We start from the raw sequence: 25,982 nt of genomic DNA, 5'->3' as shown, positions 1-25,982 counted from the left end.
ACCACCAGCGGGCGCACCTGGGCCGTGTGCGGGCCACCGCGACGCGCCTTTCTCCATTCATGAAGAAAAGAGCTGTTGAGATGTCGACATGGCCTGGCGGTCACGATGGTGACCACACCGACCCGGTGGCGATCGTCGGATTGTCCTGCCGGTTACCCGGGGCGGCGGGAATAGCCGAGTTCTGGGACCTCCTGAGCGACGGTCGCAGCGCGGTGACCGAGGCGCCGGACGACCGGCGGGCCACGGTGTCCGGGTCGGTCCGGCTGGACGGGGAGACCCGGTTCGGGGCGTTCCTGGACGGTGTCGGGGACTTCGACGCCGAGTTCTTCGGGATCTCCGCCCGGGAAGCCGCGGCGATGGACCCGCAGCAGCGGATCGTCCTCGAGTTGACGTGGGCGGCGCTGGAGGACGCCGGGATCGTCCCGGCCGATCTCCGGGGAAGCTCAGCGTCGGTGTTCGTCGGGTCCCTGCGCGAGGACTACACGAGCCTGGTGCACAGCGGCGGCGACCGGGCGATCACCCAGCACACGAACACCGGCACGCACCGGGCGATCATCGCCAACCGGGTCTCCTACGCCCTGGACCTGCGCGGGCCGAGCGTCGTGGTCGACACCGCGCAGTCGTCGTCGCTGGTCGCCGTGCACTGGGCGGCGCAGAGCGTGCGATCGGGCGAGTCCCCGATCGCCATCGCCGCCGGGGTGAACCTGAACCTGCTCGCCGAGGGGGCGCTGGGGGCACGGCGGTTCGGCGGCCTGTCCCCGGACGGGCACGCCTACGTCTTCGACGCCAGGGCCAACGGGTACGTCCGCGGCGAGGGCGCCGCGGTCGTGGTGCTCAAGCCGCTGTCCGCCGCCGTTGCCGACGGCGACGACGTCTACGCCGTCATCCTCGGCAGCGCCGCCAACAACGACGGGGCCACTCCCGGCCTGACCGTGCCGAGCCCGCAGGCGCAGCAGCGGGTCATCGAGGCCGCGCAGCGGCGCGCGGGCGTCACCCCGGCCGAGGTGCAGTACGTGGAACTGCACGGCACCGGCACCCCGGTCGGCGACCCGGTGGAGGCCGCGGCCCTCGGCGCGGTGTTCGCCGGGCGCGACGCCGACCAGCCGCTGGTGGTCGGGTCGGTCAAGACCAACGTCGGGCACCTGGAAGGCGCCGCGGGCATCACCGGCCTGGTCAAGGCCGTGCTCGGCATCCGGCGGCGGCGGCTGCCCGCGAGCCTGGACTTCGAGACCCCCAACCCGGCCATCCCGCTGGCCGAGCTGGGGCTTCGCGTCGCCACCGACCTCGCCGACTGGCCGCGGCCGGACCGGCCGCTGGTCGCGGGCGTGTCCTCGTTCGGCATGGGCGGCACGAACGCGCACGTAGTCCTGGCCGAGCCGCCCCCGGTCGAGCGCCCGGCCGCCGAGCCGGACAGCGCGCTGGTGGCCGTGCCCGTCTCCGCAAGGACCCCGGCGGCGCTGCGCGCGCACGCCGCGCTGCTGCGCGGGCTCGACCTGTCCCCGCACGACCTCGGGTTCTCCCTGGCGACGACCCGCACCGCGTTCCGGCGCAGAGCCGTGGTCCTGGCCGCGGACGCCGAGGAGCTGCGCGCGGGCCTGGCCGCGGTGGCGGACGGGACCGCCGCGCCGAACGTGGTCTCCGAGACCGACCACGGCGCGGCGCCCGACGGAGCCGACGAGCCGACCGCCGCGCTGGTCAGGCTCGCGGTCGAGTACGTCGGGGGCGCCGAGGTCGACTGGGCCGCGGCGTACGCGGGCGTGCGGGCCAGGCGGGTCCGGCTGCCGGGCTACCCATTCCAGCGGGAACGGTTCTGGACCGGCGAGCGGAAAACCCCGCGCGCCACGGCGTCCGGCGACGACCCGGCGGAGATCGTCAAGGCTCAGGTGGCCGCCGTGCTCGGGCAGGCCGACCCGGACGCGGTCGACCTGGCGACGAACTTCCGCGACCTCGGCTTCTCCTCGCTGATGACCGTGGAGCTGATCGAGAACCTGTCCGCGGTCACCGGCCGGGCGCTGTCGGGCGGCCTGCTGTTCGACTACCCGACGCCGCGGGAGCTGATCGGCCATCTCGCCGAGACCGGCGTCGACCCCGGCGCCGCGCGCCCGACCGCCCGGACACGTCCGGTGAGCGACGACGAGGACCGGGACGCGATCGCGATCGTCGGCATGGCCTGCCGCTACCCCGGCGGGATCGAGACCCCGGAAGACCTGTGGCGGGTCGTCGCGCAGGAGCGGGACGTGCTCGGCCCGTTCCCGGCCGACCGCGGCTGGCGGCCCGGCGACGGGTACGCCCGGACCGGTGGCTTCCTGCACACCGCGGCCGAGTTCGACGCCGAGTTCTTCGGCATCTCCCCGCGTGAGGCGCTGGCGATGGACCCGCAGCAGCGGCTGCTGCTGCAGACGTCGTGGGAGGCCCTGGAGCGGGCCGGGATCGACCCGAGGTCACTGCGCGGCAGCCACACCGGGGTGTTCGTCGGCGGAACCGCGGCCGACTACGGCCCCCGGATGCACGAGGCAGACGACTCGGTCAAGGGCTACGTGCTGACCGGCACCACCGCCAGCGTGCTCGCGGGCCGCGTCGCCTACCAGCTCGGGCTCGTCGGCCCGACCCTCACCGTGGACACGGCCTGCTCGTCGTCGCTGGTCGCGGTGCACTTGGCGGTGCGGGCGCTGCGCTCGGGCGAGGCGGCGGCCGCGCTGGCGGGCGGGGTCGCCGTGATGGCCACGCCCGGCATGTTCGATGAGTTCTCCCGGCAGCACGGCCTCGCCGAGGACGGCCGGTGCAAGCCGTTCTCCGCCGACGCCGACGGCACCGGCTGGGCCGAGGGCGTTGGCGTGCTGGTGCTCCGGCGGCTGGCCGACGCGCGCCGCGACGGGCAGCCGGTGCTCGCCGTGATCCGCGGGACCGCGATCAACTCCGACGGCGCGTCCAACGGGCTGACCGCGCCGAGCGGGCTGTCCCAACGCAGGCTGATCACCGCCGCGCTGGCCGACGCCGACCTGGCCGGGTCCGACGTCGACCTGCTGGAGGCGCACGGGACCGGGACCGCGCTCGGCGACCCGATCGAGGCCGAGGCGGTCCTGGCCACCTACGGGCAGGACCGCGACGACCCGCTGTACCTGGGGTCGCTGAAGTCGAACATCGGCCACACCCAGGCGGCCGCAGGCGTCGCCGGGGTGATCAAGGTGGTGCAGGCCATGCGGCACCGGGTGCTGCCGCGCAGTCTGCACGCCGACGCGCCCACCCCCCGGGTGGACTGGTCGTCCGGACGGGTCGAACTGCTGTCGCGGGCGCTGCCGTGGGAGCGGGCCGACCGGCCCGCGCGCGCGGGCGTGTCCGCGTTCGGCATCAGCGGCACCAACGCCCACGTGATCATCGAACAGGGCGAGCCGAGCCCGACCGCGGTCGTGTTCACCGGCCAGGGCGCGCAGCGCCCCGGCATGGGCCGAGAGCTGCACGAGCGGTTCCCGGAGTTCGCCCGCGCCCTCGACGAGGTGTGCGCCGCGTTCGACCCGCACCTGGACCGGCCGCTGCGGGAGCTGATGTTCGCCACGGCGGCCGACGCCGCGCCTGAGCTGAACCAGACCCGCTACACCCAGCCCGCGCTGTTCGCCTTCGAGGTGGCGCTGGCCGCGCTGGCCTCGGCCGAGGGCCTGTCCCCCGACCTGCTCGCCGGGCATTCCATCGGCGAGCTGGCCGCCGCCTACGTCGCCGGGGTGTTCTCCCTGGCGGACGCGGCGAAGCTGGTGGCTGCGCGGGGCAGGCTGATGCAGCGGGCCAGGGCGGGCGGGGCGATGATCGCCGTCGAGGCCACCGAGGCCGAGATCGCCGCCACCCTGGTCGACGGGGTCGTCGTGGCGGCGGTGAACGGCCCGGCCTCCGTCGTGGTCGCCGGGGACGCCGAGCCTGCGGAGACGGTGGCGGCGCACTGGCGCGGTCTCGGGCGCCGGGTCACCCGGCTGACCGTCAGCCACGCCTTCCACTCCCCGCACATGGACGACGTGCTCGACGAGTTCCGGGCCGTGGCCGAGTCCATCGAGTACCACCCGCCGCGGGTCCCGGTGGTCTCAGCGGTCACCGGGCGACCGCTGCCCGCGGACGTGACCGGGTACGCCGAGCACTGGGTCGGCCAGATCCGCGGCGCGGTCCGCTTCCACGACGCGGTGACCGCCCTGCGCGCGGCGGGGGCCGCGCTGTTCGTCGAGGTCGGGCCGTCGGCGGCGCTGACCCCGCTGATCCGCTCCGCCGGAGTGGCCAGGGTGGTCCCGCTTGGCCGGTCCACCGGGTCCGAGCCGGAGGTGTTCGCCGCGGGCATGGCCAGGGTGGCGGGCGAGGAGCCGACACACCCGTTCCGCCGGGACCGGTACTGGCTGCCGCCGCGCCCCGCGCGCGGCGGCGCAGGGCATCCGCTGCTGGACTCGGTGGTCGAACTGGTCGACCGGGACGAGGTGGTGCTCGCCGGGACCGTGTCCCTGGCGGACCACCCGTGGCTGGCCGGGCACGTCGTCAACGGCTCGACCCTGCTGCCCGGGACGGCCTTCCTGGAGTTGGCGCTGTTCGCGGGCGAGCGGGTGGGCCTGCCGGAGGTCGCGGACCTGACCCTGCAGAGCCCGCTCACGGTGCCGGAGAGCGGTTCGGTCCAGATTCAGGTGACCGTGCGCGACCGGCGGCTCTCGGTCCACTCGCGGCTCGACGGGGAACGGGAGTGGAGCAGGCACGCGACCGGCCTGCTCGCCGACGCCGACCCCGAGGCTGCGCGCGCGGGGGCCGAGCGGCTGGAGTGGCCATCGGAAAGCGGCTCGGCGGCGCTCGGCGACGCCTATGACCGGCTCGCCGCCCTCGGCTACGACTACAGCGGTGTGTTCCGCGGGCTGCGGGCCGCGCACCACGACGGGGACGCCGTCTACGCCGAGGTCCGGCTCCCGGACGAGCACCTGGGCCACGAGTCCGGGTACCTGCTGCACCCGGCGCTGGTGGACGCGGTGCTGCACCCGATCGTGCTGGGCCTTGTCGACGGCGACGGCGACGGCGACGGGCTGCGGCTGCCGTTCGCGTGGAGCGGGGTGCGCGCGCACACCGGGGTCCTCGGCGGCCAGGAGGTCCGCGCCCGGATCACCCCGACCGGCGGCGACACCTACGAGCTGCTGCTCGCCGACGCGACCGGCGTCCCGATCGCCACCGTCGACGGGCTGGCTTTCCGGGCGTCGACCCGGGCCGAGGCGGGAGCCGTGCCGCTGCACGAGCTGACCTGGCAAGCGGTCCGGTCCACCGCCGCACAGGACCTTAGGCCCACCGTCGTCGAGGTCCCCGCGACCGCCGACCCGACGGCCACCGTCGCCCGGTGTCTCCGCGAGATCCAGGAGTGGGTCGCCGTCGAGCACGACCCGGCCGACCGGCTGGTGCTGGTCACCCGCGCCGCCATGGCCGCCGTCCCGGGCGAGCCGACCGCGGACCCGGCCGCCGCGGCGGTGTGGGGCTTGGCCCGCACGGCCCAGAGCGAGCACCCGGACCAGGTCGTCGTGGTCGACATCGCGGCCGACGCCGAGGCGGCGGCAGCGGTCGACGCGGCGGTGCGGACCGGCGAGCCGCAAGCAGCCGTGCGCGCGGGCCGGATTCTCGTGCCCCGGGTCGCCAAGGTCGCGGCGCCCGCGGCCGCCGCGTTCGGCTGGGACCCCGACGGCACGGTCCTGATCACCGGCGGGACGGGCGGGTTGGGCGCGCTCGTCGCCCGGCACCTGCGCCACCGCCACGGCGTGCGCGACCTGGTGCTCGTCAGCAGGCGCGGCCAGGACGCCCCCGGCGCGGCCGCGCTGGCGGCCGAGCTGGCGGGCGCGCGGATCGTGGCCGCCGACGTCACCGACCGCGCCGCGCTCGCAAGCCTGGTCGACGGCCTGCCGCTGAGCGCGGTGATCCACACGGCGGGCGTCCTGGACGACGCCACGATCGCCGCGCTCACCGAGGAGCGCATCGCCGCTGTCATGGCGGCCAAAGCCGACGCCGCACGGCACCTGCACGAGCTGACCGCCGACCGTGACCTGGCCGCCTTCGTCTTGTTCTCCTCGGTCTCCGGGCTGCTGGGCACCGCTGGGCAGGCCAACTACGCCGCGGCCAACGCCTACCTGGACGCCTTGGCCGCGCACCGTCGCGCCGATGGCCTGCCCGCGACGTCGCTGGCCTGGGGGCTGTGGCAGGAGGGCATGGGGCAGTCCCTCGGCGAGACCGACGTGCGGCGCTGGGCCAGGACCGGGATCGCGCCGCTGACCGCCGAGCAGGGCCTCGCCCTGTTCGACCGGGCCATGGCCGCGGCTGTCGCGCTGCCGGTCCCGGCGGCGTTCCAGCCGTCCTTGCTGTCCGCGGCCGACACCGTGCCGACCCTGCTGAGCGGCCTGGTTCGCCGCCGCAGCAAGCCGTCCGCGCCCCCGCGGGTCCTGCCCTCGGGGCAGGGCATGAGCGGGAAGCAGGCGGCCGACCTCGTCCGCGCCACCACCGCCGTGGTGCTCGGGCTGTCCGACCCGAACACGCTGGACATGGGCAAGGCGTTCCGCGAGCAGGGTTTCGACTCCCTCGCGGGTGTCGACCTGCGCAACCGGCTGATCGCGGCCACCGGCAGGCAACTGCCCGCCACCGCGGTGTTCGACCACCCCACGCCGCGGGCGCTGGCCGCGTTCCTGGCCGACGACGGGCAGGGGGCCGACGGTCCCCGGCAACCAGCGCGGACCCGGCCGCGGTCCACGGAACCGATCGCGATCGTCGGCATGGCCTGCCGCTTCCCCGGCGGGGTGCGCTCGGCCGACGACCTGTGGCGGCTCGTGCTCGACGGGCGGGACGCGATCTCCGAGTTCCCGGTCAACCGCGGCTGGGACCTCGACCGGCTCTACCACCCGGACCCGGACCACCCGGGCACCAGCTACACCCGGCACGGCGGGTTCCTGCACGACGCCGACCTGTTCGACGCCGCGTTCTTCGACATGTCCCCACGCGAGGCGCTGGCCACCGACCCGCAGCAGCGGCTGCTGCTGGAGACCGCGTGGGAGACCTTCGAGCACGCCGGGATCGACCCGACCGGCCTGCGCGGCACCCGCACGGGCGTCTACACCGGCGTGATGTACGACGACTACGCCTCCCGGCTGCCCGTCACCCCACCCGAGGTGGAGGGCTTCCTGCTGGCGGGCAACACCTCCAGCGTGGTCTCCGGGCGCCTGGCCTACACCTACGGCCTGGAGGGGCCCGCCATCACGGTGGACACCGCCTGCTCCTCGTCGCTGGTGGCGCTGCACCTGGCCGCGAACGCGCTGCGCTCCGGCGAGGTGGACCTCGCGCTGGCGGGCGGTGTGACGGTGATGTCCGGGCCGAGCACCTTCGTCGAGTTCTCCCGGCAGAACGGGCTGTCCGCCGACGGCCGGTGCAAGTCGTTCTCCGCGGCCGCCGACGGCACCGGCTGGTCGGAGGGCGTCGGCCTGCTGCTGGTCGAGCGCCTGTCCGACGCCCGCCGCAACGGCCACCAGGTGCTGGCGGTCCTGCGCGGCTCCGCGGTGAACTCCGACGGCGCGTCCAACGGGCTGACCGCGCCCAACGGGCCCGCGCAGGAGCGGGTGATCCGCGCCGCCCTGGCCGACGCCGGGCTGTCCGGCGGCGATGTCGACCTGGTGGAGGCGCACGGCACCGGCACCAGGCTCGGCGACCCGATCGAGGCCCAGGCCCTGCTGTCCACCTACGGGCAGGACCGAGACCGGCCGGTCTGGCTGGGGTCGCTGAAGTCGAACCTGGGCCACGCGCAGGCCGCGGCTGGCGTCGGCGGCGTGATCAAGGTCGTGCAGGCGCTGCGGCACGGCGTCGCGCCGCGGACCCTGCACCTGGGCGAGCCGTCGCCGCACGTGGACTGGTCCGCAGGCGCGGTCGAGCCGCTGGCCGAGCAGCGGGACTGGCCGGAGCTGGACCGGCCGCGCCGCGCGGCCGTGTCCGCGTTCGGGATCAGCGGCACCAACGCGCACGTGATCCTGGAGCAGGTCGAGACCGCGGCCCCCGCCCGCCGCCCAGACCCGGCCGGGCCGGTGGTTCCCCTGCTGCTGTCGGCGCGCGACGGCCAGGCCCTGCGGACGCGGGCCGAGCGGCTGCGCGCCCACCTGGCCGAGGACGCGACCGTCGACGTGCTCGACGTCGCGGGCACCCTCGCCGACCGGCGCGCCCACCTGGACCAGCGGGCGGTCGTGCTCGGCGCCGACCGGGACGCCCTGCTGCGCGGCCTGGCCGCGGTCGCGGCGGGCGCCCCGGGCACGCTCACCGGGCACGGGTCGGGCCGAGGCGGCCTGGCGTTCCTGTTCACCGGGCAGGGGGCGCAGCGCGCCGGGATGAGCCGAGGGCTGTACGAGCGCTCCCCCGTGTACCGGGCCGCCTTCGACGAGGTGTGCGCGCACCTGGACCCGGTTCTGGACCGCCCGCTGCGCTCGGTCGTGTTCGCCGGTTCCGGCTCGGCCGACGCGGCCATGCTCGACCAGACCCAGTTCACCCAGGCCGCGCTGTTCGCGGTCGAAGTGGCGCTGTTCCGGTTCGCCGAGCACCACGGCCTCACCCCGGATTACCTGCTCGGCCACTCGGTCGGCGAGGTGGCCGCCGCGCACGTGGCCGGGGTGTTCGACCTTGCCGACGCCTGCCGCCTGGTCGCCGCCCGTGGCGCCGCGATGGGGTCGGCCCGGTCGGACGGGGCCATGGCGGCGCTGGAGGCGTCCGAGGACGAGGTGCTCGGCACCCTGGCCCCCGGGGCGGCGATCGCGGGGGTGAACGGTCCCCGCGCCGTCGTGGTGTCCGGCGACGAGGCCGCGGTGACCGCGATGGTCGAGCTGTGGTCCGCCCGCGGCAGGCGCACCCGGCGCCTGGCGGTCAGCCACGCCTTCCACTGCGCGCACATGGACGGGGTGCTCGCCGCGTTCCGGTCCGCGCTGGACTCGGTGACCTTCCGCGAGCCGCTGCTCCCGGTCGTGTCGAACGTGACCGGCGACATCGCCACCGCGGCGCGGATGACCTCGCCGGACTACTGGGTCAGCCACGTCCGGGAGGCCGTCCGGTTCCTCGACGGGGTTCGCACCCTGCGCCGGGCCGGGGTGACCGAGTTCGTCGAACTCGGCCCGGACGGGGTGCTGACCGCGCTCGTCGCCCAGGCCGTCGCCGACGAGGAAGGCGCCGTCGGCGCCGCTGTGTCGATGCTGCGGTCCGGCCGCGACGACCTGGAGTCGGCCTACGCCGCGCTGGGCGCGCTGCACGTGCGCGGGGTGGCGGTCGACTGGTCGCCGCTGCTCCCGGCGACCAGGCTGGTCCCGCTGCCGAGGTACCCGTTCCAGCACCGCCGGTTCTGGCTGGCGGAGCCGTCGTCCGCGCACCCGCTGCTGGGCGCGGCGGTGGCGCTGGTGGACGGCGGCGCCGTGCTCACCGGCGCGGTCGGCTCCACCGGGTGGATCGGCGACCACCGCGTCCGCGACGAGGTCGTCGTCCCAGGCACGGCGTTGCTGGACATGGTCCTGCACGCCGGGGCCGCGGTGGGCTGCCCGGCCGTCGCCGAGCTGACCCTCAGCGTCCCGCTGGCCGTGCCCGATGTCGGGACCGCCGTGGTGCAGGTCGGCGTCGGCGCGCCGGACACCAGCGGCGGCAGGCCGGTGGTCGTCCACTCCCGGACGGACGGCGAGTGGACCCAGCACGCCACGGGCGTGCTCGTGCCCGCGGGCCTGCGGCCACCGCCCGCCGCCGGTGAGCCGGCCGGGACCGAGGTCGACCTCACCGGCGTCTACGAGCGGCTGGCCGAGCACGGCTATCACTACGGCCCGGCGTTCCAGGGTCTGCGCGCCGTGCGCGTCGCGGGGGCGGACCGGTTCGTCGAGGTGGAGCTGCCCCGGCGGCACCGGGCGGACGCGGGCCGGTTCGGGGTGCACCCGGCGCTGCTCGACGCCGTCCTGCACGTCCTGCTGCCCGGCGTCGCCGACCCCGCCGCCCAGGCTGTGCTGCCGTTCTCGTGGACCGGTGTGACCCGCCACGCGACCGGCGCGACGGCGCTGCGGGCGAAGGTGTCGGTCCGCGGAAACGCGGCGAGCCTGGTGGCCTTCGGCGGCGACGGCCGGGCCGTGCTGACCGTCGAGGAGCTGGCGCTGCTGCCGCTCGGCGCGGGGCGGCTCCCCGCGGGAATGCACGCGGTGGCCTGGGTCGACGCCCCCGCGCCGGACACCGCCCTTGAGCCCGCTGTCGCGCACCGGGTGCCGGTCGCCGACGACGAGGACGTGCCCGCGGCGGCGAAGGCGGCGACGCACGCCGCTCTCGCCGAGATCCGGGCCGTCCTGGCCGGGAACGACGAGCGCAGGCACGCGTTCGTGGTCGCCCCGGGCCTGGCGGGCGCGGCGGTCCTCGGTCTGGTCCGCGCCGCCCAGTCGGAGCACCCCGGCCGGTTCGTCCTCATCGAGGCCGACGCCTCGGCCACCGGCGCGCTGCTGGCGGGCGCGCTGGCCACCGCGGAGCCGGAACTGGCGATCCGCGACGGCCGGGTGCTGGCGCCCCGCCTGACCCGCCCGGCCAACGCCGAGGACGCCGGGGTCGGCCTGGGCGCGGGCCCGGTGCTGATCACCGGCGCGACCGGGGCCCTCGGCACGGTCCTGGCCCGGCACCTGGTCGTGGCGCACGGGGTTCGCCACCTGGTGCTGCTGAGCCGCCGCGGCGCGGACGCGCCCGGGGCGGCGACGCTGCGGGCCGAGCTGGCCGACCTCGGCGCCGCCGTCACCCTGGTGGCCGCGGACGTGGCCGACCGGGCGTCCCTGGAACAGGTGTTCGCCGAGCACCGGCCCACCGCCGTGGTGCACACCGCTGGCGTGGTCGCCGACGCCACCGTGGCCGGACTCACCGCCGAGCAGGTCGACGCCGTGCTGCGCCCGAAGGTGGACGCGGCCTGGCACCTGCACGAGCTGGCCGGGGCGACGCCACTGGTCCTGTACTCCTCGGTCGCCGGGCTGCTCGGCACCGCGGGCCAGGCCAACTACGCGGCGGCCAACACGTTCCTGGACGCCCTCGCCGAGCACCGGCGCGCCAGCGCGCTGCCCGCGGTCTCCCTTGCCTGGGGATTGTGGGCGCGGGCGAGCGCCATGTCCGAGCGACTGACCGACGCGGACCTGCACCGCCTGGCACGGTTCGGCCTGCGGCCGCTGGACACCGACGAAGGGCTCGCACTGTTCGACGCCGCACTGCGGACGATCGGGACCGGCGATCCGGTGCTGGCCCTCACCCGGATCGACCGGTCGGCTCTGCGCGGCCGGTCCGACCTGCCCGCGGTGCTGCGCGACCTCGCCGGGCCTGCCCCGGCCGCCCCGCTTGGCGCGGCGGCGGGCGAGCCGCACGCCCCGAGCCTGGTCCCCGCCGACCTGGCCGTGGTCGTCCGCGACCACGTCGCCGCGGTCCTCGGCCACGCCGATCCGGCCGAGGTCGCGGCGGACCGGTCGTTCAGCGAGCTGGGCTTCGACTCGCTGACCGCCGTGGAGCTGCGCAACCAGCTCGGCGCGGCGATCGGGCGGCGGCTGCCCGCGACGGTGGTGTTCGACCACCCGACCCCGGCCGCTCTCGCCGAGCACCTGCGCGACCTGGTCTCCGTCGCCGAGCCGCGGGCGCAGGCCTCGCGGCCGACCGCGGCGGCGGCGGGGCACGACGAGCCGATCGCGATCGTCGGCATGGCCTGCCGGTACCCCGGCGGGGTCGCCTCGCCGCAGGACCTGTGGCGGCTGGTCGCCCAAGGCCGCGACGCCACCTCCGAGTTCCCGGTGAACCGGGGCTGGCCCGCGGACCTGTACCACCCGGACCCGGACCACCCCGGCACGTCGACCACCACCCGGGGCGGGTTCCTGCACGACGCCGACCTGTTCGACGCGGAGTTCTTCGGCCTGTCGCCGCGGGAGGCGCTGGCCGTCGACCCGCAGCAGCGGCAGCTGCTGGAAACGACCTGGGAAGCGGTGGAGAACGCGGGCCTTGACCCGCAGGGCCTGCGCGGCAGCCGGACCGGGGTCTTCGTCGGGGTCATGTACAGCGACTACGGCTCCCGACCGGACCTGCCGCCCGAGGGGGTGGAGGGATACCTGTACAGCGGCAGCGCGGGCAGCATCGCCTCCGGCAGGCTCGCCTACACCTTCGGGTTCGAGGGGCCCACGCTCACCGTGGACACCGCCTGCTCGTCGTCGCTGGTCGCCGTGCACCTGGCGGCGAGCGCGCTGCGCCGGGGCGAGTGCGAGCTCGCGGTGGCGGGCGGCGCGACGGTGATGGCCACGCCGACGCCGTTCGTCGAGTTCTCCCGCCTGCGCGGGCTCGCCGCCGACGGCCGGTGCAAATCGTTCTCCGACGCCGCGGACGGCACCGGCTGGGCCGAGGGCGCGGGTATGATGCTGCTGGAGAAGCTGTCGGACGCCCGGCGCAACGGGCACCGGGTGCTGGCCGTGCTGCGCGGCTCCGCGGTGAACTCCGACGGCGCGTCCAACGGGCTGACCGCGCCGAGCGGCCCCGCCCAGGAGCGGGTGATCCGCGCCGCGCTTGACGCGGCGGGCCTGGCCCCGGCCGAGGTCGACCTGGTGGAGGCGCACGGCACCGGCACCCGGCTCGGCGACCCGATCGAGGTCGGGGCCGTCATCGCCGCCTACGGCCGCGACCGGGCGGCTCCGGTGCTGCTGGGCTCGCTGAAGTCGAACATCGGGCACGCCCAGGCCGCGGCCGGGGTCGGCGGGATCATCAAGGTCGTCCAGGCGATGCGGCACGGCATGGCCCCGGCCACCCTGCACGTGGGCACCCCGTCCCGGCACGTGGACTGGGCGGACAGCGGCGTTGAGCTGCTCACCGAGTCCCGGCCGTGGCCGCGCGGGCAGCGCCCGCGGCGGGCGGGGGTGTCCTCCTTCGGCTTCGGCGGCACCAACGCGCACGTGATCATCGAAGACGCCGAGCCGGTGCCCGCCGCCGCGGTCGCCGCGCCGACCGTGGTCCCCTGGGTGCTCTCGGCCCGCGGCCCACAGGCCCTCGCCGACCAGGCGGGCCGAGTCGCCGATCTGTCCACAGTGGACGAGTCGTTCACCCTCGCCACCCGCGCCCCGATGCCGTACCGGATCGCGGCGACCAGCCCGGCCGCGCTCGCCGACGCGACCCCGGTGCGGGCCGTCGGCGGCCCGCTCGCCTTCGCCTTCACCGGCCAGGGCGCGCAGCGGGCAGGCATGGGCGTGGCGCTGGCCGCGGCGCACGAGGTGTTCGCCTCGGCCTTCGACGAGGTGCTGGCGAGCTTCGACGCCCCGCTGCGCTCGGCGGTGCGCGCCGCCATCGCCACCGGGGACGGCCTTGACGAGACCGGCACGGCGCAGCCCGCGCTGTTCGCCGTCGAGGTGGCCCTGTTCCGCCTGGTCCAGTCCTGGGGCATCACACCGCGGGCGGTGCTCGGCCACTCGATCGGCGAACTCGCCGCCGCGCACGTCGCCGGGGTGCTGTCGCTGCCCGACGCGGCCACGCTCGTCGCCGCCCGGGGCGCGCTCATGCAGGCCCTGCCCCGCGGCGGCGCGATGGTCGCGGTCGAGGCGTCCTCGGACGAGGTGGACGGGCTGGACCTGCCCGACGAGGTCGCGGTCGCCGCGGTCAACGGCCCTGCCTCGATCGTGCTGTCCGGCGCGGAGGACGCGGTGCTGGCGTTCGTCGCGGCCGAGTTCGCGGGCAGGCGAACCAAGCGGCTCGCGGTCAGCCACGCGTTCCACTCCCCGCTGATGGAGCCGATGCTGGCCGACTTCCGCGCCGTCGCCCGGGAGCTGACCTACCGGTCACCGGTGATCCCCGCGATCTCCACGGTCACCGGACAGCCCGCCGAGGGCTGGACCGACCCGGAATACTGGGTGAGCCAGGTCCGGGCGACCGTTCGCTACCACGACGCGGTGCGGACCGCGCGAGACACCGGCGTGCGCACGGTGCTGGAGGTCGGGCCCGACTCGGTGCTCACCGGCATGATCGCCGCCGGGTTCCCCGCAGACTCGCCCGACAACCCCGTCGCGATCCCCCTGCTGCGGGCGGGCAAGCCCGAGCCGGACACCGTCGCCGCCGCCTTGGGCGCCCTGTTCGCCCGCGGCGTCGACGTCGACTGGACCGCGGTGTTCCCCGGCGCCCGGCCGGTCGACGTGCCCACATACGCGTTCCAGCGCAAGCGGTTCTGGCTCGCCCCGGCGGGCGGCGCCGACGTGGCCGACGCTGGCCTGCGGGCCGCGGCGCACCCGCTGCTGGGCGCCGCGGTCGACCTCGCGGCCGGGGAAGGCGACGCCACCGTGTGGACCGGCAGGCTCTCCACCGCCACGCAGCCGTGGCTGGCCGATCACCGGGTGGGCGGCGCCCTGGTCCTGCCCGGCGCCGCGCTGGTGGAGTTGGTCTCGTCAGCGGGCGCGGTCGCCCAGTTGACTGTCACCGAACCGGTGGTCGTCCCGGAGACCGGCACGCTCACCCTCCAGATGGCCGTCGACGGCGACGACGTCGCGGTGTTCTCGCGCGCCGACGACGCGCGACCGTGGACCAGGCACGCCACCGCCACTCTGGACACCGGGGCGCGCCGGACGCCCCCGGTCGTCCAGCCGTGGCCGGACGACCGGGAGATCGGCGTCGAAGCGGTCGACCTCACCGGGGTCTACGACCGGGTGGCCGAGCACGGCTACGAGTACGGCCCGGCGTTCCAGGGCCTGCGGCGGCTGCTGCGGGCGAACGGGGAGCTGTTCGCCGAGGTCGAGGCTCCGGTGGCGCTGGGCGACGGGTTCGCCGTGCACCCGGCGCTGCTGGACGCGGTGCTGCACGCGCTGCTGCCCGGCGTCGCCGACGACCGGCCCGCCACGCTGCCGTTCGCCTGGTCCGGGGTCCGGTTCCGCGCGGCGGCGAGCGGCCCGGTCCTGCGGGCCCGGATCACCCCGACGGGCCAGGACTCGGCGCGGCTGCTGGTGACCGACGCGGACGACACCGCCCTGTTCGAGGTGGACGAGCTGGTCCTGCGCCCGTTCGCCGCTCTGGCGGCCGCCCCGGCGGGCGAGCACCTCGTGCACGCGCCCGCTTGGCGCCCACTGGACTCGCCGGGCGGCTCCGGCCACGATCACGAGGTGGTCCAGGTGGACGCCGGGACGGGCGATCTTCCTCGGCGCGCCCGCCAGGCCGTGCACCACACGCTCGGCGTGCTCCGCGACTGGCTGGACCGCGACGCCACCGGCGCGCTGGCCGTGGTGATCGGGTCCGATCTCGCCCACGCGGGTGTCCGCGGGCTGGTCCTCAGCGCCGCGACCGAGCACCCTGGCCGGTTCCTCCTGGTCGACCACCAGGGCTGGACCGGCGCGGGCGACGTCCGCGACGCGGTGAAAGACCTGCTCGCGACCACCGGCGTCGGCGACGAGCCGCAGATCCGCGTCGACGGCGACGAGGTGCTGGTGCCGCGACTGGTCCGCGGCAAGCGGCAGGCCGATGCGGCGGGCGGCGCCGTCCCCTGGTCCGAGGGCACCGTGATGATCACCGGCGGGAGCGGCGCGCTGGGCGCGGAGCTGGCCCGGCACCTGGTGGACCGGCACGGCGCGCGGTCGCTGCTGCTGGTCAGCCGCGGCGGCGGCGCGCCGGAGATCGAGGGCGCGCAGGTCATCGCGGCCGCGGGCGACGTCACCGACCGCGCCGCGCTCGCCCGCCTGGTCGAGCGCCACCAGCCGGTGGCCTTCGTGCACGCCGCCGGGACGCTGGCCGACGGCACCGTGGACCGGCTCACCCCAGACCAGGTCGACGCGGTGCTGCGGCCGAAGATCGACGCCGCCTGGCACCTGCACGAGCTGGCCGGGGACCGGCCCCTGGTGCTGTACTCGTCCATCGCCGGGCTGCTCGGCACCGCGGGACAGGCCAACTACGCGGCCGGTAACGCCTTCCTCGACGCCTTGGCCGCGCACCGGCACACGCTCGGCCTGCCCGCGGTCTCGCTGGCCTGGGGGCTGTGGGAGTCGGGCATGGGCGGTGAGCTGTCCGCGGCCGACCGAGGGCGAATCCGCGGGCTCGGGTTGCGGTCGATCACCGCGCCGGACGCGCTGGCCGCGTTCGACTTCGCCACCTCGGCCCGCGCGGGCTCGGCCGCGGCCGGGGGCGCGACCCCGGTGTTCGCGGTGACCGGCGTCGACCCGGCGGCGCTCGGCCCGGCGGCGCCCGCGCCGCTGCGCGACCTCGCGACCCGGCACCACCCGGGCGCGGCGGCCCGGGCCGAGCGGCCGCGACCGGCCCCGGCAGGCTCGGCGATCCCCTGGGAGCAGCCGAAAGCCGTGCTCGACGTGATCCGGCGGGAGATCGCCGCGACTCTCGGCCACGGCGACGCGGCCGCGGTCTCCTCCGAGGTCCCGTTCACCGAGATGGGGTTCGACTCGCTGACCGCGGTGGAGCTGCGCAACCGGCTCGCCGCGCTCACCGGGGAGCGGCTGCCGACCACGCTGGTGTTCGATCACCCGACCCCGTCGGCGCTGGCCGAGCAAATCCGCACTACCATGGCGGGCAAGCGAACCGAGCCCCTGCTGGACCAGTTGGAGTCGCTGCTCCGCGCGGGCGGGCTCGACCAGGACGCGATGGCCAGGCTGCGCGAGATGCTCGGCGCGGCCCCCTCCGCGTCCTCCCGCGCCGAACAGGTCAGCAAGAACCTCGACGACATCGATGACATCGCCGACGACGAGCTGTTCGCGCTGGTCGACAAGCTCACCTGAGCGCCGCTTCCCTTCCCCGACAAGCTGGACAACCCCGGACAGGACACCCGAACCATGAACAAGCAGGCCGTGCGCGACCTGGTCGACAGGTACATCGCGATCTGGAACGAGACGGACGAGAACAACCGGCAGGCCATGGTCGATGCCGTGTTCACCCCGGACGCGCTCTACGTCGACCCGAACACCTCCGCGAGCGGCACGGCCGCCATCGGCCAGTACATCGCCGCCGCAACCAGGAACTTCACCGGGATGCGCTTCACCGTGGGCACGGTGCTGACCCACCACGACGCCGTGCACTTCTCGTGGCAGGTGGGCCCGGCGACCGGCGCGCCCGCGGTGAGCGGCTACGACGTCGCGCTGTTCAGGGACGGCCGCGTCACCCGACTGCACGGCTTCTTCAACGGCTACTGACACACGCACGTGAACGAGGGGGCGGGATCGCTGCGATCCCGCCCCCTCGTTTTCCGTTCGACGCGCTACCGCACCGAGACGGGGCCGCCCGCCATGTGCTCGGCCGGGAAGGTCTTCGTCCCGACGACCAGCGGCAGCGCCCGCATCAACCACGCGCGCTTCGCCGCCGCGGAGTCCGGGGCCCCGAAGACGCGGTGGAACACCTGCCAGGTCGAGTCCGGAACACACTCGCCAGCCGATCCCGCCAGGTTCTCGAACAGCCTGCCGACCGCGTCCTCCGACAGCGGCTCCAGCAAGATCCGGGTGCTGTTCGGCTGAGACCGTCCCCAGCGCGGGAACCGGCGGTGGAAGTACTCGCTCGCGCCTGCCACGACCAGCAGCTTGCCCGGCGGGCCGCCCGCGCCGAGCCGCTCGAAGAAGGCCAGCGTCGCCTGGTCGGCCAAGTGCAGGTCGTCCACCGCGATGACGACCGGGCGCAGCGCGGCGATCTCCCGCACCAGGACCTCGGCGCCGCCGCGGGCGCCCGCCCGCTCGGCCGACCGGACCGCCGCCACCGGGTCGACCTCGTGGTGCAGCGCCCGCAGTTCAGCGGCGACCGCGGCCGGGTCGACGCTCGCCGACCGGTTCACCCGGTACCGCAGCACCAGCGGCCTCGTGCCTGCCTGCTCGGCGACCATCGCGCAGAACTCCATCAGCAGCCTGCTCTTGCCCGTGCCATGGTCGCCGAGGACGGTGACCAGGTGCGGGGTCCCGCGCCGCTCGACCCGCTGGAACGTCCGCCGGAGGATCTCCATCTCGTGCTCGCGGTCCATGAACGGCTCGGTGTCGACCAGGTGGTCGATCGAGCGGGCCTCGGCCACCCAGTACGGCGACTCGCCCGCCGTCGCCAGGTACGACACCTGGTCGGAGGTCAGCGATTTCGTCCGGTCGGACACCCAGATCGTGCCGCTCGGCACCCGGGGGAAGATCTCCCAGCACTGGTCCAACAGGGTGCCGTTGACCGACACCTGGCTGCGCCGCCGCGACGCGTCCCCGTACCACTGCAGGTCGCCGGTGGCCACCATCGCCCGGATGGTCAGCCCGTCCCTGTTCTCGTCGGACATGTCGAGGCTGTCGCGCAGCAGCAGGGCGAGCTTGGTGGCCCTGGCGGCGTTCTCCCGGGAGTCGTCGAGGTTGAACAGGGCGATGGTCGCCGATCCCACCGACGCCAGGACCTCGCCGCCGCAGCACTCCACCCCGGTGCGGAGCAGGGTGTGGATGCCCTCGAGCAGCTCGTCCACCCCGACCGGGTGCGCGGTGCTCGCCCTGGCCCCGACGTGCGCGCGCACGATCATGATGGTGGCCTCGCGCCTGCGCGCCCGCAGGCCCTGCGTCGGCACGGCGGCGCCGAGCCAGTCGGGCACGCTCAGCAGGTCCGGCATGAAGTCGTCGTCGGCGCGCGGCCGCGGCCACGAGCCCAGCTCGATGGCGCGGTCGTCACGCTCGGGGTCCTCGACGGCGGCCGCGCCCGCGCTGGGGTGGTCGAGGGCGGGGTCGTGGGCCAGGATGCGCTCCTGCAGGTGGCGCAGCCAGGGGCCGGGCTGCAGGCCGAAGTTGTCGACCAACTCGGCGCGGGTGCGGCTGTAGACGTCGAGCGCCTCGGTCTGGCGGCCGCAGCGGTACAGCGCGAGCATGAGCAGCCCGGACGCGCGCTCGCGCAGCGGCTCGCTCTTCACCAGCTTCTCGATGCCGTCGATCACCGCGTGGTGGTGCCCGCACTCGATCTTGGCCTCGAAGTACAGCTCCAGGGCGTCGGGGCGGGTCTTCTCGACCAGGGTCGACTCCGGCCAGGTGACCCCGGCCTCGGCGAGGTCGGCGAGGACGTCCCCGCGCCACAGGTCGAGGGCGTCGCGCAGGATCACGGCCGCCGCCGCGGGCGAGCCGTTCGCCATCTTCTCCCGGCCCAACTCCACCTTGCGGCGGAAAACGTGCAGGTCGACCGCGTCCTCATCCACGCTGAGCAGGTAGCCCGGCGGCTGCGTGACCAGGGCCGGGAGAGCGTCGGCGGTCGGCAGCGCGTTCAGCACCGACCGCAGCGACCACACGGAGTTCTGCAGGATCTTGCGCGCCGTGACCGGCGGCTCGTCGTTGGCCCAGAGCGCGTCCACCAACCGACTGGTCGAGACCACCTGGTTCGGTTCCAGGAGCAGGCGCCCCAGCAGCGCGCGCTGCTTCACGCCGCCGAGCGCGGTCCGCTCGTCGTCGCACACGACATCGAGCGGGCCTAACACACGGAACTGAATCACAATCTGCTCCCCCAGTTTCTCATGCCGCGAACCCTCGATATTCCCGATCGCCCCGACAACGCCCGTCCGTTCGCGAGACGATTCCCGTTCTCCCGAATGACACCGCCCGTTCGACGCGCACCCGGCGATTCCACCGTCGCCGAGGTCCGCGACGACCGCGCCTGCCCCCATTGGCCACACCATATCCGGTCGGCGCGCCACTGTGGGCCGTGTCGCCGATGCTAGCAGCCACGGGAAGCCCGCCAAGGCCTATGACCTGCGGCACAGCGGGTCGGGGGCAACCGGTTCCACCATCCGAACCAGGCTCGCGCGGCTGTTTGCAAACACCCCCCACCGCCCGAGACGAGGCGCGGCCTGCCACCCCGCGTGCCCAATCCCGGGCAAGCCGCAGTCCGAAAATGATCCCACCAATTTCTCCGGTTATGGCCCCCGGAAATCGGCAGGCACAATCGCCTTGACCCCATGCTGGTCTTTCCGTCCTCGCTCGGCGAAGTCGCGGCCGCGGCCTGATTCCGGTCACGCCGCCGATATCGGACGGAGAACGACAGCTGCGGCGATCTCAGCCGAGGACTACCTGACCGGCCTCCGGGACGACGTGGACCGGGAACACGAGCGCACCCTCCGCGATGTCTTCGACGCGGCTGTCGACCGTTTCGGTGACGAGCCCGCGGTCATCGACCAAGGCGTCTCGCGGACGTGGCCGCAGTGGTGGAGCGAGTCGCGGGCGCAGGCGGCCGGACCGCGGAAGTCTGGCGTCGGTGTCGGCGACATGGTGGCGGCGCACCTGCCGAACTCCTGGGAGCTCCTGCTCGCGCACGTCGCGGTCGCCGAACCCGGCGTCCGGCTCCCCGAAGCTGTGTCCGCACAGCCCCGGCACGCTGCTCGCCAACGTCGCGGTACCGGGGGCCGGGCCTGTTCCACGGCTACCCGCGCGCCCCTGAGGCCACCCGGGCCGCGGCTGACCGAGGACGGCTGGCTGCGCCCCGGCGACCGCCTGGGGAGCCCTGGTCGGACCGGCTCGCGGCGCTGCCGGAGGGCGAACAGGTCCGCACGACGCGCCCGACGACCGGGCCAGGCTGTTCCGCGCCCGGGAAAGGCTGCCGCACGCCGAACTCACCGCCGGTCTGTGTGCCGACGACGGCCGAATCCCGTTCGAGGTCTGGAACGACCGGACCCCACTGGCCCAGCGCTTCGCCGAAGCCCACGTGACGCGAACCACCGCCGAGGTGTGCGCGAGCCCGAGAAGTCGCTAGCGGTTGGTCTTCTCCTGGTGCAGGCAGAGGATGTTCCCTTCGGAGTCGGTGAACCATGCCGCCCGTTCGCCGCCCAGGTCGGCGATGTGGTCGACGGTGCGCAGACCCGGCAGGTCGTAATCCTCGAAACGCACGCCGCGGGCCTCCAACTCGCTGATCTCGGCTGCCACGTCGTCGACGCGGAAGCTCAGGACGGTGTGCTTGCCGCGCTCTTCGTCGTCGGCGGGCAACAGGCCGATCGAGTCGCCCGCTCCGGCGTCGAAGACGACGGCGCCGTCGGGACCGGTGGGGCCGCGGCGCAATCCCAGGCACTCGGCGTAGAACCGGCCCGCCCGGTCCACATCGGACACCGGGAGCATGGTGGTGATGGCTGACTTGGTGAGCATGGGACCTCCCTGGTCCATGCCGCGCCGCTCGGCGCGGCTCACCATGCTGCGCTTGCGAATGCTTGGTGCGCAACAACTTCCACGCCCAGTGCCCGCACGTGTGCCTGCTGTTCGCGACGACGGCGCTCTCCGGCATGGACGCGCGGTCCGGAGCAGCCGATCGCGGGGCCGTACCGTCCGTCAGAAACGGGGTGTGAAGCACACGAGGGTGTTGCCGTCGTCGGCGAGCAGGGACCAGTACCGGCGGTTGTCGTGGGCGCTTGTGCGGCAGTGCGCGGCGTCGGCGCCCGCGGGCGCCCGGTAAGCGGCTGCCACAAGCAGAACCTGGTTGTAGGGAACGGGCACCTGCGTGGCACGTTCGGCCTGGCAGGGCACCGCGTCCGGCGGGACCGAGACATTCCAGTCACGGCCGTTGCGGTACACCGGCAGACACGCGCCCTGGGCGACCGCCCCCGGCGACCCCGGGCAATGGCCGACCTGGCTCCGGGCGGGTGTGCGGCCAAGCCGCTCACGCCCGGTAATCTGGCCTCGTGACCGGCTCGGACATGCCTGCTTCCTTCACTCTCGCCTACGTCCCCGGGGTGACGCCGGGCAAGTGGGCGCGGACCTGGGACGAGCGGTCGCCCGAGACGCCGCTGACGCTGGTGCGGACCCCTGCCGCCGAGGCCGTGGGGCTGGTGCGGGAGCGCGGCGCCGACGCGGCGCTGGTGCGGTTGCCGATCGACCGGACCGGCCTGCACGCGATCCCGCTCTACACCGAGACGACCGTGGTGGTGGTCCCCAAGGAGCACCTGGTGGCCGCGGCCGATGACGTGACCGCGGCAGACCTGGCCGACAGCGTCGTGCTGCACCCCCTCGACGACACCCTCGACTGGGAACGGCCCCCTGGGCAGCCTGCCGTCGAGCGGCCCGCCACCACCGGGGACGCGATCGACCTCGTGGCGGCGGGCGTGGGCCTGCTCGTCGTCCCGCAGTCGCTGGCCCGGCTGCACCACCGCCGGGACCTCACCTACCGGCCGGTCACCGACGCGCCCCAGTCCGCGGTCGCGCTGACGTGGCTGGAAGAGGAGACCACCGACGCCGTCGAGCGGTTCATCGGCGTCGTCCGCGGCCGGACCAGCAACAGCACCCGTGGCCGCCAGCCCGCGCCGGAGAAGGCCGCGCGTCCGGACACCGGCACGCGCAAGGCCGCCGCAGGCAAGCCCGCGGGCGGGAACCGGCGCCGTGGCGCGGCGTCCGGCGGCACACGCGGCAAACCCCGCCGCCGCGCCTGAGCGGACCCGGCGGACCCCTGACGGGGGACTGCCGCTGGAGTTCACGTCGCGGAAACCATCCGGGGCCGCGCGGTGACTTAGAGTTCGGCCATCCTCAGCGAAATCGATCCCTTCATCGGAACGGCTGCGACCTCACTGCCCGCGGCGCGGGGTCTCGCGGCCACTTGGTGGTGGCCGAAAGCCCAGGTCGGCAACACCCATCCGGGGGCGACCTCCCCCTTGGGGATGGTTTCGGCCTGCGCGTACTCCGGCGCCTACCCGACCGGGTACGGGGTCTACACCAAGAACACCGAGGGCCTGCCGGAAGAGATGTTCGACGGGCCGCAGGCGTCCGGGTTCACCCATTTCCAGCAGTCCGGCACCGGCGCGATCCGCAAGTACTACAACTACGTGCGGGTCACCCCGATGGTGCAGTCGCTGGACGCGCTCGGCCAGGCGTGGCCGCTGCGCGACGAGGTGGCCGAGGCCGGGTACTACGCGGCCACGCTGGACACCGGCATCCGGTGCGAGATCACCGTCGGCGCGAAGGCCGCCATCCACCGGTACACCTTCCCCGAGCACCGCAACGCCCGGATCGTGGTCGACCTGTCCTGCGGCGGGCTGGCCATCGACCACGGGCGCACGGTGCCGCTGCGGGCGTACGCGGAGAGCATCGGAAACGGCCGCGCGCAAGGCACTGTCGTCGTCGAGGGCGTGCCGCTGTCGGTGCACGTCGAGGTCGACAGCCCGGGGTGGCGGCAGATGCTCTGGCACGACCGGCGGCTCATCGAGGGCGGCACCCGGCTGGACTTCGACCGCATCCGGCAGACCACCCTGCGCCCGTTCGGGCTGCTGTTCATGGGCCCGGCCACCGCAGGACGCAGCGTCGAGGTGCGGATCGGCTTCTCGCTGCGCGGCTGCGAGCAGGCCAGGGAGAACCTGCGCCGCGAGTGCGGCGACGGCCCGCCCGCGTTCGACACGGTGCGGGCGCGCACCACCGACCGGTGGCGCGACCACGTGGGCCGGATCGAGGTCGAGGGCGGCTCGCCCGCCCGGCGGCAGGTGTTCGCGACGGCCATGTACCACTCGCTGATCAAGCCGTGCTTCGCCGACGACGAGAGCCCGTTCTGGCCGACATCCGGGCCGTTCGCGTTCGACGTGTGCACGATGTGGGACATCTACAAGACCCAGTTGCCGCTGCTCGCGGCCATCTGCCCGGACCGGGCGGTCGACCTGCTGGAGTCGCTGATCCGGGTCTGCGAGGAAGAGGGCAACTTCCCGATCGGGTACCGGATGGCGCGCGGCGCGGACCGGTTCTTCCGGCAGGCGAGCGCGCTGGCGCACACCGCGCTGGCCGACGCGCACGCGCTCGACCTCGGCGACCTGGACTGGAACTGGGCGCTGGCGCACATGGACGGCGACCTGCGCCGGATGTACGGGGAGGACTTCTACGAGCACGGCGTCGTGCACCCGATCTCGCACACCCTCGACCTCGCCTACGCCTACCACTGCACCGCCGCCGTCGCGCGGGCGCTGAACGACAACGCGCTCGCCGACGACCTCGCCGCGCGCAGCCACCTGTGGACCAACGCGTTCGACCCGGACACCGGCCTGCTGTGGGACTCGTCGTTCTACGAGGGCGGCAAGTGGAACTACTCCTTCCGGCTGCTGCACGACATGGCCGGGCGGATCGCGCTGGCCGGTGGCGACAAGGCGTTCGTCGCCATGCTGGACTCGTTCTTCGGCTACGGCGCGCCAGCGGTCGCGCAACCGGGGCAGCGGCCCGACCCGGCGGAGATGGCGGCGGGGTACGCGCTCAACCGGTTCCAGGGGTTGAACAACGAGCCGGACATGGAAGCGCCGTGGTCCTACCACTACGCCGGTAGGCCGGACCGCACGGCCGAAGTCGTGCACGCGGCGCTGACCTGGCAGTTCGGCACCGGTCCCGGCGGCCTCCCGGGCAACGACGACTCCGGCGCGCTCAGTTCCTGGTACGTGTGGGCCTCGCTGGGGCTGTTCCCGATCGCCGGGCAGAACCTGTTCCTGGTCAGCGCGCCCGCCTTCGCGCACGCCACGATCCACCTGCGGGACCGGGAGTTCGTCATCGAGACCAGCGGGCACCGGGAGACGCCGATCAGCTCCGACGGCCTGAGCAGCGTGCCGCCGCCGCAGTACGTCCAATCCGCCTGGCTGAACGGGAAGCCGCTGGACGTGGCGTGTCTGCGCGCGTCCGACGTCCACGCGGGCGGCAGGCTGCGCCTCGAACTCGGCCCGGAGCCCTCCGCGTGGGGGCACGCCATCCGCCCACCGTCGCTGTCCGACCCGCACAGGACAGGAGCCACCCCATGACCGACCCAGGTCCCATGACCCGGCCGAACCGCAGGCTGGTCATCGTGGTCCGGGCCGACCCGGTGATCTGCGGGCACTCCGGCGAGGCCCGCAACCTGGCCGAGGTCGCGCTCACCCGCGGCTTCGACGACGTGCGCCTGCTGACCTGGCCCATCCCCGCGCTGCGGCAGGCGGGTCTGCCACTCAAGCCGCTCGACCGGATCACGCCCTACAGCGCGGGCATCACCGTGGAGCGGCCCGAGCCGGTCGGCGACTACCGGGTGCCCGACGGCCGGTACATGGCCGGGCTGACCGGCAGGCTGGTCGAGTTGCTGGCCGAGCCGGTGCCGACGACGTGCCTGTCGATGTACCTCGCCCCGCACACCGCGGTGGTCGGCGACGCGGTCGCCACGGCGCGCGCCGCGGGCTACTCCCCCGACGTGCGCACCATGGCGAAGGCGGTGGGCTCGGACGTCACCAACGTGATCCGCTCGTGCCTGCGGGAGGGGCGGTTCGGCGCGGCGGTCGTGCTGTTCACGACGTTCCTCGCCAACGACCAGGTGATCGCGGTGTCGGAGTACACCCGGCGGGAGATCGTCGCCGCGGCCGAGGCCGTGGACGCGCGGTGCGGCACCGGGTTCGCGCGGGAGTGCGCGAACCGGGTGACGGTCAGCTACCCGCCGATCGACACCAGCGCCTACCTCGACCTCGACGTGGCGCTGGTGGACGCCGCGCTGGCGCGGCGCGGCCTGGAACGCGACGGCTACGTGCTGTTCCTGTCCCGGGTGGCGCGGGCCAAGGGCGTGTTCGACCTGGTGGCCGCGTTCGCCCGGACGCGGTCGCGGTCGCGGGTGAAACTGGTCGTCGCCGGGACCGGACCGGCCCTGGAGCAGGTGCGGGCGCTCGCGGCGGACGACGACCGGATCGTGTTCCTCGACGACGTGGACGACGAGGAGAAGCCGCTGCTGATGCGCGGCTGCGCCGCGTACGCGCTGCCGACCAAACCGGAACCGGACTTCGTGGAGACCTTCGGCATCGCGTTGACCGAGAAGATGCTCGCGGGCGGCGGCCCGGTGATCACCACCACCACCGGCGGAACCGGCGAGGCGGTCGGCGGCACGGCGGTCATCGTCGAGGCCGGGGACGTCGCGGGCATCGCCACCGCGATCGACCGGGTGGTGCTGGAGATGTCGCCGGAAGAGCGGCACACCATGGCGGCCCGCGCCCGCGAGCACGCCATGTCCTTCGACCGGGCCCGCGTGTTCGACGACCTGTTCGCGTCCGCGCCGCCCGCGGCCGCCGTGTCCTACCCGGACGCCGTCGCCCCGCGCTGAGCATG

General features: G+C 74.8%; 8 protein-coding genes and 1 pseudogene. 6 read left to right on the top strand and 3 right to left on the bottom strand.

The genetic code is table 11. The features are described from left to right. Positions 1–80 precede the first annotated feature (80 nt). On the top strand, positions 81–16,727 hold the full coding sequence (locus BLS56_RS31890) for a type I polyketide synthase (RefSeq protein WP_139190759.1): 16,647 nt from the start codon (positions 81–83) through the stop codon (positions 16,725–16,727). Between the two features lie 54 nt (positions 16,728–16,781). Further along, a complete protein-coding gene (locus BLS56_RS16850) occupies positions 16,782–17,138 on the top strand; it encodes a nuclear transport factor 2 family protein (RefSeq protein ID WP_091451544.1) in 357 nt (118 codons plus the stop codon). A 65-nt stretch (positions 17,139–17,203) separates the two neighbouring features. Here BLS56_RS16850 and BLS56_RS16845 read toward each other — a convergent pair whose 3' ends face one another. Then, complete coding sequence (locus BLS56_RS16845; protein WP_175482879.1) at positions 17,204–19,423, bottom strand: BTAD domain-containing putative transcriptional regulator; 2,220 nt, start codon at positions 19,421–19,423, stop codon at positions 17,204–17,206. Between the two features lie 202 nt (positions 19,424–19,625). Here BLS56_RS16845 and BLS56_RS33035 point away from each other — a divergent pair. Next, positions 19,626–20,204, top strand: a pseudogene (locus tag BLS56_RS33035) (hypothetical protein); the annotation flags it as partial. A gap of 468 nt (positions 20,205–20,672) precedes the next feature. Here the strand turns inward: BLS56_RS33035 and BLS56_RS16835 are convergent. Together BLS56_RS16835 and BLS56_RS16830 are read right to left on the bottom strand one after the other, a co-directional pair. Continuing rightward, positions 20,673–21,062: a VOC family protein gene (locus BLS56_RS16835; protein WP_091451536.1), complete on the bottom strand. Its 390-nt coding sequence runs from the start codon at positions 21,060–21,062 to the stop codon at positions 20,673–20,675. A 180-nt stretch (positions 21,063–21,242) separates the two neighbouring features. Then, on the bottom strand, positions 21,243–21,485 hold the full coding sequence (locus BLS56_RS16830) for a hypothetical protein (RefSeq protein WP_091451533.1): 243 nt from the start codon (positions 21,483–21,485) through the stop codon (positions 21,243–21,245). Between the two features lie 107 nt (positions 21,486–21,592). Here BLS56_RS16830 and BLS56_RS16825 point away from each other — a divergent pair, with 107 nt between their 5' ends. The 3 genes from BLS56_RS16825 to BLS56_RS16815 all read left to right on the top strand — a co-directional run bounded on the left by BLS56_RS16825 (position 21,593) and on the right by BLS56_RS16815 (position 25,977). Then, entirely contained in the window at positions 21,593–22,336 is a 744-nt protein-coding gene (locus tag BLS56_RS16825; RefSeq protein WP_091451531.1) for a LysR substrate-binding domain-containing protein, read from the top strand. 90 nt (positions 22,337–22,426) lie between these two features. Further along, on the top strand, positions 22,427–24,664 hold the full coding sequence (locus BLS56_RS16820; protein WP_175482886.1) for a GH92 family glycosyl hydrolase: 2,238 nt from the start codon (positions 22,427–22,429) through the stop codon (positions 24,662–24,664). Continuing rightward, positions 24,661–25,977, top strand: a complete 1,317-nt coding sequence (locus BLS56_RS16815) for a glycosyltransferase (RefSeq protein WP_228771701.1) — start codon at positions 24,661–24,663, stop codon at positions 25,975–25,977. Before BLS56_RS16820 ends, BLS56_RS16815 begins: the two co-directional genes overlap by 4 nt. Positions 25,978–25,982 lie beyond the last annotated feature (5 nt).

Origin of the sequence: Actinokineospora iranica (genome assembly GCF_900101685.1) — a bacterium.
Classification (GTDB): domain Bacteria; phylum Actinomycetota; class Actinomycetes; order Mycobacteriales; family Pseudonocardiaceae; genus Actinokineospora; species Actinokineospora iranica.
Note: the sequence above shows the minus strand (reverse complement) of the source record. Positions and strands in the feature narration are given on the sequence as shown.